Source organism: Aquimarina latercula DSM 2041 (assembly GCF_000430645.1).
GTDB classification, from domain to species: domain Bacteria; phylum Bacteroidota; class Bacteroidia; order Flavobacteriales; family Flavobacteriaceae; genus Aquimarina; species Aquimarina latercula.
The window spans coordinates 272,261-289,759 of sequence record NZ_AUMK01000004.1 but is presented as its reverse complement, the minus strand read 5'-3'; the positions used below and the strand labels follow the sequence as shown (position 1 = coordinate 289,759).

17 protein-coding genes are annotated in these 17,499 nt (G+C 29.9%); 3 read left to right on the top strand and 14 right to left on the bottom strand.

Features of this window, described 5'->3' with window-relative positions:
* Positions 1-16 precede the first annotated feature (16 nt).
* Positions 17-1,150 carry an SGNH/GDSL hydrolase family protein gene (locus tag H526_RS0105325; RefSeq protein WP_027392038.1) on the bottom strand — a complete coding sequence of 378 codons (1,134 nt, stop codon included), beginning with the start codon at positions 1,148-1,150 and terminating at the stop codon, positions 17-19.
* 211 nt (positions 1,151-1,361) lie between these two features.
* Here H526_RS0105325 and H526_RS0105320 point away from each other — a divergent pair, with 211 nt between their 5' ends.
* Complete coding sequence (locus H526_RS0105320; RefSeq protein WP_027392037.1) at positions 1,362-2,465, top strand: glycosyltransferase family 4 protein; 1,104 nt, start codon at positions 1,362-1,364, stop codon at positions 2,463-2,465.
* Here H526_RS0105320 and H526_RS0105315 read toward each other — a convergent pair.
* The 9 genes from H526_RS0105315 to H526_RS0105275 all read right to left on the bottom strand — a co-directional run bounded on the left by H526_RS0105315 (position 2,438) and on the right by H526_RS0105275 (position 11,885).
* Positions 2,438-3,490, bottom strand: a complete 1,053-nt coding sequence (locus H526_RS0105315) for a glycosyltransferase family 4 protein (protein WP_027392036.1) — start codon at positions 3,488-3,490, stop codon at positions 2,438-2,440. The two genes, H526_RS0105320 and H526_RS0105315, sit on opposite strands and share 28 nt — an antisense overlap.
* A complete protein-coding gene (locus H526_RS0105310) occupies positions 3,487-5,169 on the bottom strand; it encodes an ATP-binding cassette domain-containing protein (RefSeq protein ID WP_027392035.1) in 1,683 nt (560 codons plus the stop codon). The genes H526_RS0105315 and H526_RS0105310 overlap by 4 nt, the downstream gene beginning before the upstream one ends.
* A 28-nt stretch (positions 5,170-5,197) precedes the next feature.
* A complete protein-coding gene (locus H526_RS0105305; protein ID WP_027392034.1) occupies positions 5,198-6,184 on the bottom strand; it encodes a glycosyltransferase family 2 protein in 987 nt (328 codons plus the stop codon).
* Positions 6,185-6,211: 27 nt separating this feature from the next.
* Positions 6,212-7,588: a B12-binding domain-containing radical SAM protein gene (locus H526_RS0105300; RefSeq protein WP_027392033.1), complete on the bottom strand. Its 1,377-nt coding sequence runs from the start codon at positions 7,586-7,588 to the stop codon at positions 6,212-6,214.
* On the bottom strand, positions 7,585-8,376 hold the full coding sequence (locus H526_RS0105295) for a class I SAM-dependent methyltransferase (RefSeq protein ID WP_027392032.1): 792 nt from the start codon (positions 8,374-8,376) through the stop codon (positions 7,585-7,587). Before H526_RS0105295 ends, H526_RS0105300 begins: the two co-directional genes overlap by 4 nt.
* On the bottom strand, positions 8,369-9,832 hold the full coding sequence (locus tag H526_RS0105290; protein WP_027392031.1) for a B12-binding domain-containing radical SAM protein: 1,464 nt from the start codon (positions 9,830-9,832) through the stop codon (positions 8,369-8,371). The genes H526_RS0105295 and H526_RS0105290 overlap by 8 nt, the downstream gene beginning before the upstream one ends.
* On the bottom strand, positions 9,825-10,724 hold the full coding sequence (locus H526_RS0105285) for a hypothetical protein (protein WP_027392030.1): 900 nt from the start codon (positions 10,722-10,724) through the stop codon (positions 9,825-9,827). The genes H526_RS0105290 and H526_RS0105285 overlap by 8 nt, the downstream gene beginning before the upstream one ends.
* Positions 10,725-11,003: 279 nt before the next feature.
* Positions 11,004-11,543, bottom strand: a complete 540-nt coding sequence (locus H526_RS0105280; RefSeq protein WP_027392029.1) for a YceI family protein — start codon at positions 11,541-11,543, stop codon at positions 11,004-11,006.
* 12 nt (positions 11,544-11,555) lie between these two features.
* Entirely contained in the window at positions 11,556-11,885 is a 330-nt protein-coding gene (locus tag H526_RS0105275; RefSeq protein WP_233557539.1) for a hypothetical protein, read from the bottom strand.
* A gap of 163 nt (positions 11,886-12,048) precedes the next feature.
* Here H526_RS0105275 and H526_RS0105270 point away from each other — a divergent pair, with 163 nt between their 5' ends.
* Positions 12,049-12,432, top strand: a complete 384-nt coding sequence (locus H526_RS0105270) for an OB-fold protein (RefSeq protein ID WP_027392027.1) — start codon at positions 12,049-12,051, stop codon at positions 12,430-12,432.
* 31 nt (positions 12,433-12,463) lie between these two features.
* Entirely contained in the window at positions 12,464-13,318 is an 855-nt protein-coding gene (locus H526_RS0105265) for a DUF5777 family beta-barrel protein (protein WP_027392026.1), read from the top strand.
* A gap of 44 nt (positions 13,319-13,362) precedes the next feature.
* On the opposite strand, the gene H526_RS28380 is transcribed toward H526_RS0105265, so the two are convergent.
* From H526_RS28380 to H526_RS0105245, 4 genes are all read right to left on the bottom strand, one after another.
* Positions 13,363-14,184, bottom strand: coding sequence for a heparin lyase I family protein (locus tag H526_RS28380; RefSeq protein ID WP_051335991.1), 822 nt, complete (start codon positions 14,182-14,184; stop codon positions 13,363-13,365).
* Between the two features lie 30 nt (positions 14,185-14,214).
* Positions 14,215-15,336 carry a T9SS type A sorting domain-containing protein gene (locus H526_RS28375; RefSeq protein WP_051335990.1) on the bottom strand — a complete coding sequence of 374 codons (1,122 nt, stop codon included), beginning with the start codon at positions 15,334-15,336 and terminating at the stop codon, positions 14,215-14,217.
* A 106-nt stretch (positions 15,337-15,442) separates the two neighbouring features.
* Positions 15,443-16,639 (bottom strand): T9SS type A sorting domain-containing protein, encoded by a 1,197-nt coding sequence (locus H526_RS0105250; protein WP_027392025.1) that lies wholly within the window; start codon positions 16,637-16,639, stop codon positions 15,443-15,445.
* Positions 16,640-16,821: 182 nt separating this feature from the next.
* Positions 16,822-17,499, bottom strand: coding sequence for a bifunctional 4-hydroxy-2-oxoglutarate aldolase/2-dehydro-3-deoxy-phosphogluconate aldolase (locus H526_RS0105245; protein WP_027392024.1), 678 nt, complete (start codon positions 17,497-17,499; stop codon positions 16,822-16,824).

Here is a 17,499-nt window from a genome sequence, read left to right as displayed (position 1 = left end):
ATATATAAGTCCTAAGCTAGTTGATATTATTAATTGATGTAATAATATCATTAGCAATAATTTCACTTATTATAGAATTACCATATTCAGAAATATGGCAATTGTCAATAAATATATTTTCTTTACTAGTGTCAAAACAGTTACTGATATTAATAAAGTTATTTGAGTTTTGTAATATTGAATCAATTGTTAATTGTTGATATAACTTATGAAATACCTTATCTAAACCTTCATGTTTGTTATATTGAAGGTTTTCATATTCGGTTCTTAATTTCTTGGTATAAACAGATGGTTGTAAGTAATTAAAGATATTAAAACGATATTGATTGCTGATAGCGTCCGTAATTTTAATATTATTTCTATATCCTTTTATAATTTCATCAAGTATAGAGTCGTTTATGATGACATCATATTTTTCTTTTTCTACGTGCTTTAATTTGTTTTGTAGTTTTTTAATACCCATATTAACATTACTTGATTTAAGTGCTAATATGAATTGTTTGTTAGATTTTTTGATAGCATCATATGACTGTTTTATTGGTTCCCTAACGTTTTTTAAATAATTAGGGTGTTTTAAAAGTACTTCATTAAAACCATCATAAAAAACAACAATATCTGGTTTTTTTCCTTTTTTTAAAGCTTCTATTAATAGTGCAGTTTCTTGTGATCTGCTATAAGCGGGAACACCGTAGTTGGTAATATGAAATTTTTTTGTTGGCTCTTTTTCTTTTAATTTTTTGGATAATAATGACGGTATTGTCATTATATCTCTAGCTCCTTCGCCAAACATAGTAGAACCACCAAAACAATAGATAGTATATGTAGAATCAGTTATGATAGTGTCTTCATTGATAGTTTTTCTATTACCTTGTACATCAATATTTATTGCTTTACCTGTATATGGTTTAAGTTTATATTCCGTAAATGGATCCCATTCATAGGTTAGCTTATGGTAATCATTGTAAAACTGTTTTATAAAAGGAATATCTTTTTCAGAATATGAATTGGATGCTAAGACACGGTCTATTTTATTAGATTGATGTTGAAATTTTCTGTTTTCGAAAAAAAAACCAAGGATGACTTCTAATATTACTAATAAAAGGAATGATATGAAGATAATGATAATGAAATCCTTAATTTTTTTTCTCATACTTGTAAAGAAGAATTATAGGTCAAACAATTGTTGATTTTATAAAAAAACGACAAATAGAATTTAATATAAGTCTCAAGAGTTTATTATTAGATATTTAATTAAATTTAGTCATAATCTTTAATATCTAGTGATTTTAAAAAAAGTATTTAGTAATCATAGATTATAGTAAAGAAAGATTTGGTTATGATTAAATTTTTAGTTTTTGTGTATGAATAAGGTTTTTCTAGATTTAAATTACTATTCAGAGAAGATAAAAAAACCGGATTTATTAATTAAAAAGTTTAATTATAGTTTAGGGTACCTTCCGTATTTGAAGGATAAAACACAAACAATTTCATTGAATAGGATTGGGATTAATTTTTCTATGAGAAAAGAAGGAGTTCATTATCTATTCTATAAAGGAAGGAAAATAAAAAAATATAGTATTCCTTTTTTATACCATAATTTCATAAATAAGTTAGCACCAGATTACATTTTAATACATGGAATGGGATATGGGAGGTATAGTTATTTTCTACGGAAACAATTACGTAAGAAATCAATAATTTTGGTTCAAGTTCAAGGATATGCTGAAGCGCCCAAAGGTTTAAAGAAATTAATATATACTTGGGCTGATAAATATATAGATGGTTATTTTTTTACAGGAAAAGAAAATGCCAAAGATTGGGTAGCGTCTGGAGTTTTTGATAATAATAAAGTTTTCGAAGTAATGGAAGGTGCTACCAATTTTACATTCAACCCAGAGATTAAGAGAAAGAAAGAATCCTTTTTGTGGGTCGGGAGATTGGATAAGAATAAAGATCCAATTACTGTTTTGAGTGCTTTTCAAAAATACCTAGTTAAAGAACCTTTGGCTACATTAACGATGGTATATAATGAGTTTGAATTATTAGAAGAAGTAAATGACTTGTTAAGCTCAAGTACACCTTTAAAACAAGCAGTTGATAACATTGGAAGATTAGATAGAAAAGAAATCGAGTTATTATATCAAACTCATGAGTATTTTGTTTTGGGATCTCATTATGAGGGTAGTGGATTTGCACTTGCAGAGGCAATGACCTGTGGTTGTGTTCCGATTGTAACTAGTATTCCGTCTTTTAATTATATGACTAATAATGGAGCCTGTGCTTTATTGTTTGAGCCAGGTAATAGAGAACAACTACTGAAAGCTTTTTGTGAAACAAAAACTATAGATTATTCTAAAAAACAATCAGAATTGTTGCAATGTGTAGAAGATAAATTGACTCATAAAGCAATAGCTGAAGATATTTATCAAACGTTTCATTATTTAGAATCAAAAAAACAAGAATAGATTACAGCAGCAGTATCTTCTATTTTGAAATGCCTAACCCGTTGGATTTGTTGAGTTTTATTCAATAAACCCGTTGATGTTTTAATTAAGTCTACTTTATTATCTTCATAGAAAAAGTTCGTTATGTTTTCTGATAAAGGGAATGTACTAATTACTTTGCAACCACTATACAGAGCTTCTTGAACAACCATAGAATTACCTTCGAATTGAGAAGTATGTAGTAACAGTTTACTATTGTTTAAAAGATCTCGAACCTTGTTATTGGGTACATACCCCATTAATGTAATATTTTTTCTTAGTCCTAGCGCATTAATTTTAGTAGTAAGCATTTCTTTTTCTTCTCCATCCCCACAGATAACAACATTTATGGTATTCAACACTTTTTTTAATTCGAAAATGATTTCAATAAATAAAGAATAATTTTTTAATGCGCCTAAATTTCCTACACCAATAATATCAATGGTTCTTGATCCAATATTCAGTTTCGGAAAGCTATTGGTGTCTACAGCTACATTGGCAATTTTTTTAGCGGTAATACCCCAATGTTTTTTTAAAACCTTTTGATGGTTTTTTCCCACTACAATAAGTCGATCTGCGGATGGCCTGAAGAGTTTAAAATATTTGTTATTTGATTTTACATCTTGTCCTTGCAACCAAGTAAAATGTTTAACTCTAAAAAATATCCTAAGTAACTTACCAACAATAGCAGTGTCACTATACCAGAAAGATAGGATTCCGTCATAGTCATTTCTGCCAAAAAGTTTGGCACCTTTTATAAAGGCTTTACTAATCACCAATATACTATTCCATTTGGTTTTAAATCCACCTCCAATTGCATACACTTTAATAGAGTTAATATTGTATTCCTTTTTTTTAATAGGATATCGGAGTGTAATTATATCTATTTCTAGATCATCAAAATTAGTATCTAAGTAATTACAGAATTGATAAATAAAAGGAACGATAGTATCCTCATTTTTGTTCCCTGGAAATAGTGGCGTAATAAATAACAACTTTTTCTTCATCCCTTTATGAGATTGCTGTTTTGAAATGTGTAATGTTTCTCGGCAAATTTAGAGAGGTCTTTATTATGAAAAACAGCAACTATCGATAATTCATTTTCTGTTGTTCTACTTTTTAAATATTTCATAATTTTTATCTCTAAATCTTCATTTAGTTGATTTGTAGCTTCATCAAGTAATAGAATTTTTGGTTTTGTATATAAGGCTCTAATCAAAGCTAAACGTTGTTTTTGTCCACCTGAAATACTTTTACTATCAATGTTTAATACAGTATCAAAACCATCGTCTAAATTTAGAAACCAATCTTTTAGATCAAAACTATCAAAGAGGTGATTTATATAGTTATAATCAATATCTTCTTTTTTATTCATTGTTATATTTTCAATCAATGTTCCTTGAAAAATAAATGAATGTTGCGATAACATATATACGAAAGGAAACGATGCTGTATTCGTAATAACATTTTCGTCTAATATGATCTTACCAGATTTAAATGGAAGCATTCTACAGATAATATGTAGTAAGGTCGTTTTTCCGCAACCAGATTTACCCATAATTCCGATAAAATCCCCTTTCTTTATTTCTAAGTTACAATTAGATATAATTAAATCATTATTAGGGTAATTAAAATTAATGTTTTCTAACCGTAAAGAATTTTCGAACAGATTGTCATTTAGTTCATTAAATTGGTCAAATTTGTAAGATGCTAAAATATCAACCGCGTGTTTGTTACTTTTTAAATCTATGTACGCGTTAATGATTTTATTGAATGACGGAATAATTTTAATAACGGCACTTCCATAAAAAGAAAGTAATACCAGATCTTTCATTGAACTGGAGTTTAATAATATAAAAGCAATAGAAAATGAAATAAAAATAATTGTCATTACTTCTAGATATCGTACATTATTTTGTTTAAAAGTGCTTAAGGATGCTAGCGTGTCATTTTGTTCCTCATAGGATTTGCCAAATCGATTAATGAAATCTCTTTCTGATTTAGAACTTTTTATTTCGATGATTCCGTTTAAGATATTCATTAAATTATTTAAGGTGTCTCTATATGATTTAGAAATGATTTCATTAAAGCGTTGTGTTTTGCCTTTACGCAAAAACAATAATAATAGTGCAGAAATAGAGACAAAAATTATAGAAAAAATAGTTGCCAAAGGATTAAGAATAAATCCTGCTATCATAATCATAGATATTATAATTATTTCTGATGTTAAGTGGTAAATCGGGATAAGAATATTAGTTACGAAAATAGTTGGAAGTTTATGAAAATCTCTGATTAATTGTCCTTTATCGTTGAGGTAATATTTTTCATAGTTTCCATAGGTAAAATTGGATACTAGTTTCTTAGATAACAAAGTACCAATAGAGTAGAGGTATTTTGATTGTAGGGATACAATTTTAGTTTGGAGTAAATTTTTTAGTAAATAAAAAACTATTAGAATTATAAGGGCATATAGTATATGCTTTTCTTGATAAGTAATACCAAAATGGGAAACCAAAAAATCATCTACTTTCTTTTTATCAATTATTAATAGAATAAATGGTGTTAAAAACGCGATGGAAATGAAGTCTAAAATTGAATTGACAATAGAAATAGAAAAGAAAAAGGGAAGTCTTTTCCTTTTAGATAGAGGAATTAGATATTTTATATGTTCAATTAATTTTTTCAAAATTTAAAATCAAATGTTTTAATCATTATTATGTGCTGATATTATTAATATTTTCTTTTTGATATAGATTTTTTTTAAATAATATTCTGAAGATTAGTATCAGATTATATTTTATCATTTCTGTATCTATTTTAAGAAAGTTTGGAATTAAAACTCCAATCAAGGACCAAAGTAAAAATAAACGATTTGAACTTGAGAAATTAGAATTGTTAAGTAGTATATAATGTAATGCTGAAGTTCGGTAATAGAAACCTTCTTTTGGATTGATTCGATTCGTTATTTCCTTGTAATGAAAAGCTTTAATCTTTTTTAGAATGGTAATATTAAAGCCTAATTTAATACAAGCATCATAATTATCTCCAATACCATTAAATATGAAAACGGGATCAAATAAATCTTCTTCAGGTTTTCTTATCATTGCACCCATTAATGAAAAAAAAGGAAAATTATTTTCATCTTTATTCCAGTTTACGAAAATAGGCCATCCTGCTTTTGAGATTTGGTTTCCTTTGTTAGATAATTTAGTTTTTATTCGGTTAACAAGAATATTGCCTCTTTTACTTTTAGATAAATCAGAAAAGATAGAAAGTCCAAAGAACCAATTATAAATTAGTTTTACATCAGAAATCTCATTGGCATATGCCCATTCATCTTTTGTATTTTTTTCTAAAATTATTCCACTAGCAGCTTTTTTAGAGGGATTTTTTTTCAGATAGTCATATAATGTTAATGTATATTCTTCTTCGAAGACTAAATCATCATCACTTAATAAAATAATAGGATTTGAACTTAATTTAATACCGATATTTCTTTGTTCACAAACTGAAGGAGTGGATCGCTCCAAAATTAAATTAATAGTATTAGGTGGTGTAATGAGATCTTTAGTTGTAAAAGCTTGATCACTGGAGTCAATAATGATTATTTCTTTAGGTTTTAGAGCCTGTTTATATAGAGAATCTAATACTCTATTTAAAGATTCTAATCTATTTCTGGTTGGTATTACAACACTAATCATATATCATCCATTTTTAAATAAAGAATTTTATCTCAATTTATAATATTTCATTAGTAGTAAAGCGGCTATCGATTTTACTTTTAATTTTAATTTTTCTTTTAGGTTATTTCTGTTTTTAAAATAGTTTACTTCATTAACAATTCTTCTTACAGCAAAATCATAGAATTTACGATGATAAGTTCTTTTAAAATCAATGTCTCTATCTGTTGAGGTATTCCAATCCGGTTGTATAGTGATATCATTTTCGATTTCATTATATAGAGAAGTTCCTTTTATTGGATAAGCAACAGTGATTGTAAAATGAGTAGGGTTCGCTACTTTTAGATGATGTATGGTTTCTGCGATATCTTTTTCATCTTCACCAGGATATCCTACCATAATAAAAGTTCCGGTTTCGATACCTAATTGATTAGTTTTCTGGATGGCTTCTCTTACTGTTTCTACTTTAACTCTTCGATCCATTGCATCCACTATTTTTTGTGAACCACTTTCTGCACCAATCCATATCCGATAACAACCAGCTTCTTTTAACTGTTGTAAAACTTCATCATTTAAACGTTCTGCTCGGGTAATACATTCAAAAGGAATAATAGCATCTTGTTGTATCACTTCTTTATGAAATTCTGCTAACCATTTATGACTTACTGTAAATACATCATCAACAAACCATATGGTATCAGGATTGTATTCTCTTTTAAGCATAGCTAATTCTTGTGCTACAAGATTAGCAGGTCTTCTTCGATAGCTCTGTCCATAAACTGCTGTACTACACCATTTACAAGTATATGGACAACCACGCTGAGTACTAATGGTCATAGAACTTTGTCCATGGTTATTTTTCCAAGTATCAAGATATTTTTGCATATCAATAGCTTCTCGGTTTGGGAGTGGAAGCACTGATAAATCTTTCATTTTTATTCTGGCAGTAGTTTTTACTACTTTGTCATTATCTAAATATGCAATTCCTGAAACTGCGTGTATATCGGTTTTGTTTTTAATCGCTTGATGGAGTTCATATAACGTTTCTTCTCCTTCACCGATTACGATATATTGAGCACCAGATCTTAAGTAATTTTCGGTGTTATAAGTAACATCAGGGCCTCCTAGTACTATTTTTGGGAAACCGTACGTAGCTTCTGTAACTAGTGTTTTAATAAGTTTAATGACTTCTACTTTAGTCATTAGATTTGCATATATAGCTACTACATCTGGTTTCTTGGATGCTATAAAACTTAGTTGCTCTTTTTTAGAGCTAAATGTTGTGTCAAAAACATAATTCTCTAAACCGTACTCTTTTAAGTATCCAGAAATATAAAGCTGTCCTAGAGGAGGATAGGGTTTCATGATCCTTTGTTCCTTAGGATCTGTACTTAGATAATATGCGTGGGTAAGAACTATACTCATTTTTTGATGAGGGAAATTAGATAATGATCACTATATTTTGATAGGAATGCGAAACGACGGAAAAACATATCCAGATTTGATAAGATTTTTAAAATTCCCGACTTGTTCTTAAAAAACGATTCAAGATAAGAAGGAGGGATCCATAATCCGATGGGTTTTAATTCATTTGTTTTAAATAATTTGCTAGATATTTTCTGTATCATTTTTGGATTATAGTACCAAGTATTTACATCGACTCCGTCGACATTTGCTATGACTACATTATCAGTATTACGTCTAAAAGCTTGTTTGAATTTACCTTTCATCGTGAAATAAATATTCTCCATCAAACATTGCTTAGGCATAATAACTCCTATGATTATTCCATTTGGTTTTAATTTTGCCTGAGCGGCTATAAAAAACTCTTTTAATTGATCTGGAGAAAGACAATTTAATCCTCCAAAATCTGAAAATATCAAATCAAAAGGCTGTTCAGAATTTAATGTGCTTAGCTTGTTAATATCTAGTTGTAGAAACTCTAGATCTTTGATCTGGTTATGTTGCTTCGATTTAGCGATTGAAATCATTTCTGATGATATATCTGTAGCAATAACACGATGTCCTTGTTCAGCTAGCCATATTGCATCATGACCAGTACCACAATTAATTTCTAGAATATCTAATTTTTGATTTGGCGGAAGCATTTTTGTCAAATGATCAAACACCAAGTTTCTTTGGAGTTTGCCAATTTTACTATGAGTAAAAGTAGTATCATAGGTTATCGCCGCTATGTCAAAACTCTCATTCATTAATATGTTCCATTCTTTTTAAAATCTGAGCATCCATATATGCACTTGGGAAATAATACAGTAAATATGATATTCGTTTTAGTGTATTAGTAGAAATTTTAGAAGGACTCTTTAGAGTAGCTTTTAGGAATCGTAGTCCTTGACTTTTTCTATATTCCTTATGTACATATCTATGTAGTTTTTTATAGTATTTAGAATTATAAGTACTCTTAAACATCATGGCTAAATCATCCGAGTCTGTCCAATTTGCTTTGAATCGAAGATCATCTTTTACTTTATCATAAAATTTAGTTCCCGGAAGTGGATAAGATACGGATATACCTAGGTCATCTGGAACTAGTTCTTTTATCATTTTTATAGTTTTAGAAATATCATCTTTGGTTTCACCGAGATAACCAAATTGAATAAAAAATGCTACTCGTATATTCTTATCTTTTAGTAACGTTGTGGCATTGTATATTTCTTCTACTTTAGTTCCTTTATCCATAGCATCGAGGATGGATTGAGAACCACTTTCTGCTCCAACCCAAACTTCTTGTAATCCAGATTCAGCAAGAGCATCTATAGTATCTTCTTTAAGTAATAAATCAACTCTACTTTGGATGTAATACTTTAGTGTAGTATTTGTGTTTTTTAGTTCTTGATTAAAATTCTGCACCCATCCTGGAGTTAAACCAAAAATATCGTCACACATCCAAAAACGTTCGACATCATAGTTTTTCTGTAAATATTGTATGTGGTTTACTATATATTCTGGAGAATGCGTATTATATCTATTTCCATAAATTGGTTTAGCGCACCAGTTGCATTTAAATGGACACCCTCTGGTAGTAGCAAGATTTAGAGTAAATTCTTTACCTCCATCATGCCATACTTTCTTATAAGAATTAATGTCCACAAGATCCCATGCGGGCATAGGTAACTCATCTAGTTTTTTTAAAACTTCTCGTTTAGGATTAGTAACAGTGTTTTCATCTTTTTTATATACAAGGCTTTTAATTTTTTCTATTGGCTGCTCATTTTTAAGAGCCGAAATAAGTTCTAATAAAGCCAGTTCTCCTTCTCCTTGGATAATATAATCAGCACCATTGTATAAATATTTAGGATAATGATCTGTAGCATCAGAACTATTGACAATTATAGTGCAATTATGGCTTTTCCCAATTCTCATCATCTCAAAAGCGGCTTCACGCATAGTAGTTAAACACATTTTTGTCAGGTAATTAAAGCCATCATCATATAAAACCATAAATCTAGGTTTCTTTTCTATTATTTCTTTTTCAATGTCATATGGGTTATCTCTTAGGTTGGTGTCAAAAAGATCAACCGTAAAACCCTTTTCTCGCATTAAAGAAGCAGCGTATATAGTTCCTAATGGAGGATAAGGTGTTTGATTCTTCCATTGTTTAAGATCTAAAGGGTAGTAATAAGAATGTGAAAACAAAATATCAAGCATGCTCTTTTTCTAATTCTATATTATATTTTAATTGAAATTCATTGTATCGTTTGTTTAACCTGTCAATGACCTTTTTCTGAAAATTTCTAGGATGATGTTTGGATACCCCATCCGTTGATTTCATTGCTATGTCAAAATCATCTTTGTGTAAAGTCTTAAATTTAGTATTCCACTTTTTTAATGTCATTTTTAGAAAAATACGTTCTAAACTATTTCCGATTTTAGTGTTTAGTATTAATTCTATAATTCTAGTTATTAGAGGCTTACTTTTTAAATTTTTGACGGAAGATTTACCTATTTCTAAATTGGGTAAAAAGTTAGAAACCCATTGGTTTTGTCTATAGAAACTAGTGAAATCTCCAGAAACCGGAATTAACGTTAATAATTCGGTAGCCGTAAATATATTTTTTTCTGATATTTCTAATGAATTTTCCGCTATAAAGTAATTGATACAAAAGAACTTTCTGGAATTGAATAAGAATATTTTCTTGTACAACATTAATAGCGTTCTTGCAACCCAAAGCCGTTCTGATTTTGTAATCACAAAAAAATCAACATCACCATCTTTATCGTGATAATTTTTAGACAAAGCGCCAGAAATACCAACAGCTTTTACATAAGGAAACTTAGCAATTAAAGTACCTTTTTTAATTGCTTTTTGCATAACAGATTTAGCCATTTTATTTCCTTCTATACGACGAGAAACAGATTGTAAGTTTCCATCTAGAAAATAATAACTGTTATCATAAGAAATAACTCCCTTTTTTTTGAGATATTCAAGTTCGTTTTTGATTTCACTTTGATCAGAGGCAGCAGAAAACAAATAAATCTCTTCGGCTGAAAGAGGATATTTAAAAATGGAAAAATATAGCAACGTTTTAAGAGATTTCACCGAGAGTTGAGTTTTAATTAGACGTTATTAAAAATAACATTATATCATTTTTTAATAATTAATTAGTGTGTTTGAATCTGAATATGTTGATTATATAGTTATTTACATAGCTCCTAATTATATATTAATAATATGGTTTTGAATGAAACCATATTCAAACAGTTTATTAGCGCTAATAAACATGATTATGATACAGACATTCAATAAAAATGTACTAAAAAGGAAAAATTAGATTTAAAAAAGGAATATTTCAAGTTGAAAAATTGAAATATTAAAAAACTATTTCTTTTTTAAAATAAAATTTAGCGATACCGAAATATCATCAGCGATCTTTTTACTAACGATACTTGGAATTTTAATATCGAACTCTTCAGGTTTTGTTATAAAAGATGAAGCGATAGAAATTGTATCATCACCATCTTTATTGACTACGCCTTTTACCTCGATTTCCTTTGTTTTTCCGTGTAATGATAATGTTCCTTTAATCGCATATTCATTTTGAATATTACTGATATCAAAGTCTACAAGCTTACCTTTAAAAGTAGCTTTGGGATAATCGTCAGATTCAATATAGTTTTCATTAAAGTGTTCTTCCATCAAAGCATTCTTAAACCTGAAACCTTTTATTAAGGCTAAAGCAGCAAAGTCACCGTTATCAGTATTTAAAATGGCAGTTACGGTACTGTTTTTAGCTTTTACTTCTTCAAAAGATGGCACAGAAGCTTCAAAACTAATAGTACCTTTCTTGGTAATAAATTTTCCTTGCGCAAGAATAGATCCTGAAACAAGCATTAACAAAAAGAATAAGATATTTTTCATGGGTATATGGTTTTATTGTTCTAATAATCCATCAGTATTCCATTGTAATATAATATCAATGGTCGCTTGTGGTAACCTTGGACCTCCAGAAGGCATCAAAAAACTAATATCTTCTGAAGAAACTCTCTCTAGTAACCCTCTGTTATCCACAGCCTCCTTTACCTGATCAAAAGTTAAAAGTGGCATAGGAGCAAAGTTAATCGGTGGATCATTATGACAAGTAGTACAGTTACTATCAACGATAGCCTTTACATTATTGTTATAAGTAACCAAGGTAACAGGTGTGATATCTATTAAATCTTTTTCGCTATCATTTTCACAACTTATGTTGAATAAAATCATACAAAAAATCAAAAATTTTAAAATATTTATTTTCATAAATTGCCTATTGAGTTCTAGTTTTGGAAGGTAAAAATTAGATCAAATTTAATTGATATGCAAAAATATGTTTCATTAGGTAGATAATTTTCATACTTTTAAAACAAGTTTAAACGGAAAATACACAATGAAAAAACTACTCATAGTAATTTTAATTTTAGGAATTGCGGCTTTTGTTGGATATAAATATGTGTATCAATCTCATAGGGATATTCAGGAGGAAAAAGCGGAATTTACAGTTGATGCTACTGATTTGGTAAGAGAATTTTCGGAAAGCTCAGATACAGCTTCTAAAAAGTATTTAAATAAAACAATTATTGTTAAAGGAGAAGTGACAGAGATAGAAACTAATTCTTTAATGCTCAATGAAGCTGCGTATTGCACTTTTGATACTGATCACAATATTACTGCATCTAGTTTACGTTCACAATATATCATAAAGGGCAGATGCATCGGTTATGACGAACTTCTAGAAGTAGTTAAGTTAGACCAAGCATCAATTATTAAATAATTTCTTTTTATAGTATTTTAAAACCTCGTTCATGAAAAAACTCTTATTCATTTTATTTTTACTACCATATATTACACTTGCTCAAGATGATTTATTAAATGAGTTAGAGTCGGATGTTCAAGAAGATAATTATGTTACATCTACTTTTAAGGGACTTAAGATTGTAAATTTTGAATCTACAAAATTGGTTAATAAACGTAGTTTATTTTTTGTAGTTGCTCACCGTTTTGGTAGTGTAGAAAATGGAATTGATGATTTTTTTGGATTGGATCAAGCCGTTACTCAACTTAAATTTATTTATGGTATAACGGATGGACTAAATGTTGGGATTGCACGTAGCTCTTTTCAAAAAACCTATGGAGCTCATATTAAGTATAGATTAACAAGACAGAAAAAAAACGGATTCCCTTTTACTATTGTTGGATATAATTTATTAACGATTAATACAGGTTTAGAAAAAAATCAATTACCTAAATTAGAATTTAATAATAGATTATCTTATGTGTCTCAGGTTTTAATTTCTAGAAAGGTAAGTAAAAGACTTTCATTAGAACTAGCACCGTCTTATTTACATGAAAATTTTGTTAGATTTGATGATCAGGATAATTCTCAGTTTATTATGGGAGTAGGAGGTCGTTACAAATTAACGAAACGTTTTAGTCTTAATGTAGATTACGGATATCATTTTAATAGAAGTAGTACTTCTACTTTTAAAAATCCATTATCAATAGGTTTTGATATAGAAACAGGAGGTCATGTATTTCAGGTTCATTTTACAAATGCACAGCCTATGTTTGAAAATGGTTTCTTAGGTCAAGGATCTGGAGATTGGGGAGATGGTGATTTTTTCTTTGGGTTTAATTTAAGTAGAGTCTTTGATCTGTAGAGCGAAAAAATATTTTTATAGGTGATTAATTCTGCTAATGTCAATTATTTACTTTCTTTAATAGAAAAATCTGCAAATAGTACTTCTTCATCTCTAAGGTTTTGTGCGTTTTTTAAACTCCTATAGATTCCCCATTTTGGTCTAACGAATTCTGCACCTGCATTCCATATTTGTAGGTTAGTACTCTGGTATTCCAAAATTATTTTCCCTGTTTTTATATTGGCGATAGATATATCGTAAGAGGTTTTACCTAAGTTTCCGTAAGTAACTTTTTCTGTAACCATTACCCAATTACCTCTTAATAGGTCCAAATCTACTTTTTTAAGTGTATTTTGATCTTTTCCGCTAGAATGTCTAAGCTCTAATTTATCAACACTTCCTTTTCTAGCTGTAAGGGTGATAATAGGTTTTGCTTTTTCTGTTTCTCCTACAGATTTTAATTGATGGAGGTGCGTAAAGTTCTTAGATGGCTTAAAGTTTTTATCTATCTTGAATTTCCATTTGTACTCTACAGTTTCCCCAATCGTAGCTTTTAGATTATCTGGTGATGATTTATAGCTTTTTATTTCATTACGTTGTCTATCAAAAGTTTTGCAACGGTCATTGTCTTCTTTAACATGAATGACAAATTTAAATACATTCTTAGCGAGTTCATCATCATAAACTTCACTAATGTGCTTACCATAATTAAGATGGTTATCACAATCTTTTCTTACCATACCTGGCGCTTCTATAGGATTATATCCTGGAGCCAATTTAGAAGTAATAAGCTCATAGGTGTTTCCTGGGCCATCAGCAGTAAGAGAGACCTGAGCATAAGAAGAAATGTATGTCAAAAGAGCAAATAGAACAAAAGCAAATTTCATAATATGTTGTTTTTTATTTTAAACTTTCTATTAATCTATTTTTACAATTTTCTTTATAGAAAAGGTATTAGTTTGCTTATCAATAATTTTTATAAAATAGACTCCATTAGAAAGATCACTAATATCTAACTGATCAGTAGTTTTTAATTCTTGTGGTTTCTTGACAATTTTTCCTGACCCACCTATAACCGATATTGTGTAGTCATTTGTGTTCTCGAAAAAATTAAAACTTATTACTGCTTTAGTAGGGTTCGGAAATACATCAAACAATTCTTTTTCTGATATTGTCGGTACAGAGAGCGTAGGGTTTTCAGTTACGGAAAAGTTAGCATACAATACTTCTTCATCTCTTAAATCTGAGGCAGAATTTAAACTTCTATAGATTCCCCATTTTGGTCTAATAAAATCTGCATTTGTCTTCCACATTCTAAGCGAAGAAGAAGAGTAGTTTAATATTTCTGATCCCGAATCTACATTAGTGATGATAATGCTATAAGAAGCATTTCCAGTTTCTCCATAGGTAACAGTTTCAAGAACTTCAACCCAATTTCCTTTTAATACAGATAGATCGACTGTAGTAAGTGTAGATTGTGAAGTAGTAGGTGCATATCTTAATTCTAATCGATCCGGGCTTGCCTTTCTAGCAGTTAAGGTAATCAGCGGCTGACTTTCTTCTGCAGAATCTGCTCCAACAGATTTTAATTGATGAAAATGAGTAAAACTTCCGGAAGGTTGAAAGTTTGCATCTATTTTAAATTTCCATTTGTATTCCACAGTTTCTCCTATTACTCCTTTAAGATTATCAGGAGAAGGAGCGTAAGTTTTAATTTCATTGCGCTGGCGATCTGTAGTGGAACATTTGTCGCGATCAATATCTTCATTAACATGCATGATAAATCTAAATACATTAACTCCTAAGTCTGTATTGAATACTTCATCAATATGACGATTTCCATCTGTACCAGAATAGGTAGAATGGTTATCGCAAGTACTACCAGTAATTCCGGGTGCTTCTATGACATTTCCGCTTGTTGGTGCAAAAACGCTATTAATAAGTTCATAGGTGTTGCCAGGACCGTCAGCATCTAATGTTATCTGAGCTTGAGTACCAAAACTTATAAATAGAATAAAAATTATTGTAAAAGGTTTCATTATCTATGGGGTATTAAATTTAGGTTTTAATAGGAATATCCTTGCAAAAATATGCAAGGATATTATCTAAACTCAAATTAAAATCAAACTGTTTAAAAAGTATTTTTTAATTTTTAACGATCGCTTTGGTAATCTTAGCTCCATCACCATAGATATTCATATAATATAATCCAGTGGAGAAAGATGTTAAATCAATAACGTCTAAATCATTTTCTTTTTGAATTAATATTTGACCAGTTACGTTTACTACTTCTATAGATGAAATAATATCATTTTTAGAGCTGATATTAATTACGTTAGTAGTTGGATTTGGGAAAAATGAAATATCGTCGGTTAATTCTTGTTCTGTTATAGATAGAGTAGCAGCCGTAGGATTTAGGGCTCCATATATTTCACTAGGAATAATATAGCTTGCAAATTCTGCAGGTGATACTCTTGCAGTGTTACCCGAGAATTCCCAATTAGGACCTGTTCCATCAAATGAGGCAGCTATCCAATCCGATGTAGTAAAACCTGTAGAGGTTCCTTGTCTTCCCCAGAAATGTACATTACTACCTGTGTTTTCTATTACAGTTGCTCCTGTGTCAGTGAAAATACCATTACTAGAGTTTTCTGCTAAATCTCTAACAACTATAATTTGGCCATATCCAAACTCACCATTGTCTCCTGAATCTAATAAGTCATCTTCATCTAAAAAGCTAACAGAATCATAACGAGTCCACATTGTATGATCTCCAGTTGCATCAATAACACCATCATTATCTGCATCGATATCAACACCACTTGGGTCACTAGGAGCTTGTACTAACATATATGTAGCACTCCAATCTTCGAAATTTCCATCATAACCGATATCTGGTGTAAATGAAGAAACATTACTACTAGAAGAACCTGTAACATCATTTCCAATAAGTTCTATAGTCACTATGGTTGTTCCTGCTGCGATGACACTAGTATATGGATTTGTTGTTACCACATTTGTATTTTCATCCGTATAGTTGGCTACAATAGCTAAAAAACCATTAGAACCAAAAGTTCTTGTTCCATCACCTAGTTGAATTACTTCACCAACTTCTCCGTAATCATCTCTACTAGCTTCTCCATCACCTTCAACATTAATTAGATATAAATCGGAAGGAATCACGGCATCAGGAGTACCACGAATTTCGATATATTCATTAGTAAGATCATCGCCATTAGGGCTAACAATTAGTTTGTTAAGATATACCCCAGATCCCGAAGGAATTTGAGCAAATGCAAAGCTCATAGTTAACATCATACAGGTAAGTAATAAATTTTTCATAATTGTCTTATTTTGAAAATTGGGTGAAATTTATATTTGGTCAACCAAATTGGTTAACCAAATATATAGATTTATTTTTATTTAACACAATTTTTGTTGAAAATCATGTGATTCAATTGATTAGTTAGCAATTTGTTATTCGGAACGAGCCTTTAGATTGATAAATGCACAAAAACTATTGATTATTTATTACGCTTTAAATCTTTAACAATTCTTAATGAACTCTTAGTTAATTCAATTATTTTATTGTAATCAAAGTTTCCGTTTTCATCTTTCGCAATAAGCTTAGATCCCATTCCTACGCAGTGTACCCCTGCATTGAACCAATCTGTAAGGTTTTTTTCTTCTGGTGATACTCCTCCACTTGGCATTATACTTGTCCATGGGCAAGGTGCTTTTATACCTTTTACAAAATCAGCTCCTCCGATTTGCGCTGCAGGAAATATTTTTACTATTTCTGCTCCCAACTCCTCTGCATAATTTATTTCGGTAAGTGTTGCACAACCAGGAAGCCACGCAATTTTTCTACGATTACAAACTTTTGCTATCTCAGGGTTTAGAATAGGGGATACGATAAAATTGGCTCCTTTTTGTATAAATAATGATGCTGTACCTGGATCAACAACAGATCCAATTCCTAAAATCATACCAGGTAATTCATTTTCAATCCACTTTGATATCTCTGTAAATATATCTTGTGCGTGATCACCTCTATTGGTAAATTCAAATACTCGCGCACCTCCATCATAACTTGCTTTGATTACTTTTTTTACAATATCAATATCTTTATGATAGAATAGGGGAACAACTCCTGTGTTTCCCATTACTTGTGCAACTTCAATTCGTGTATATTGTGCCAT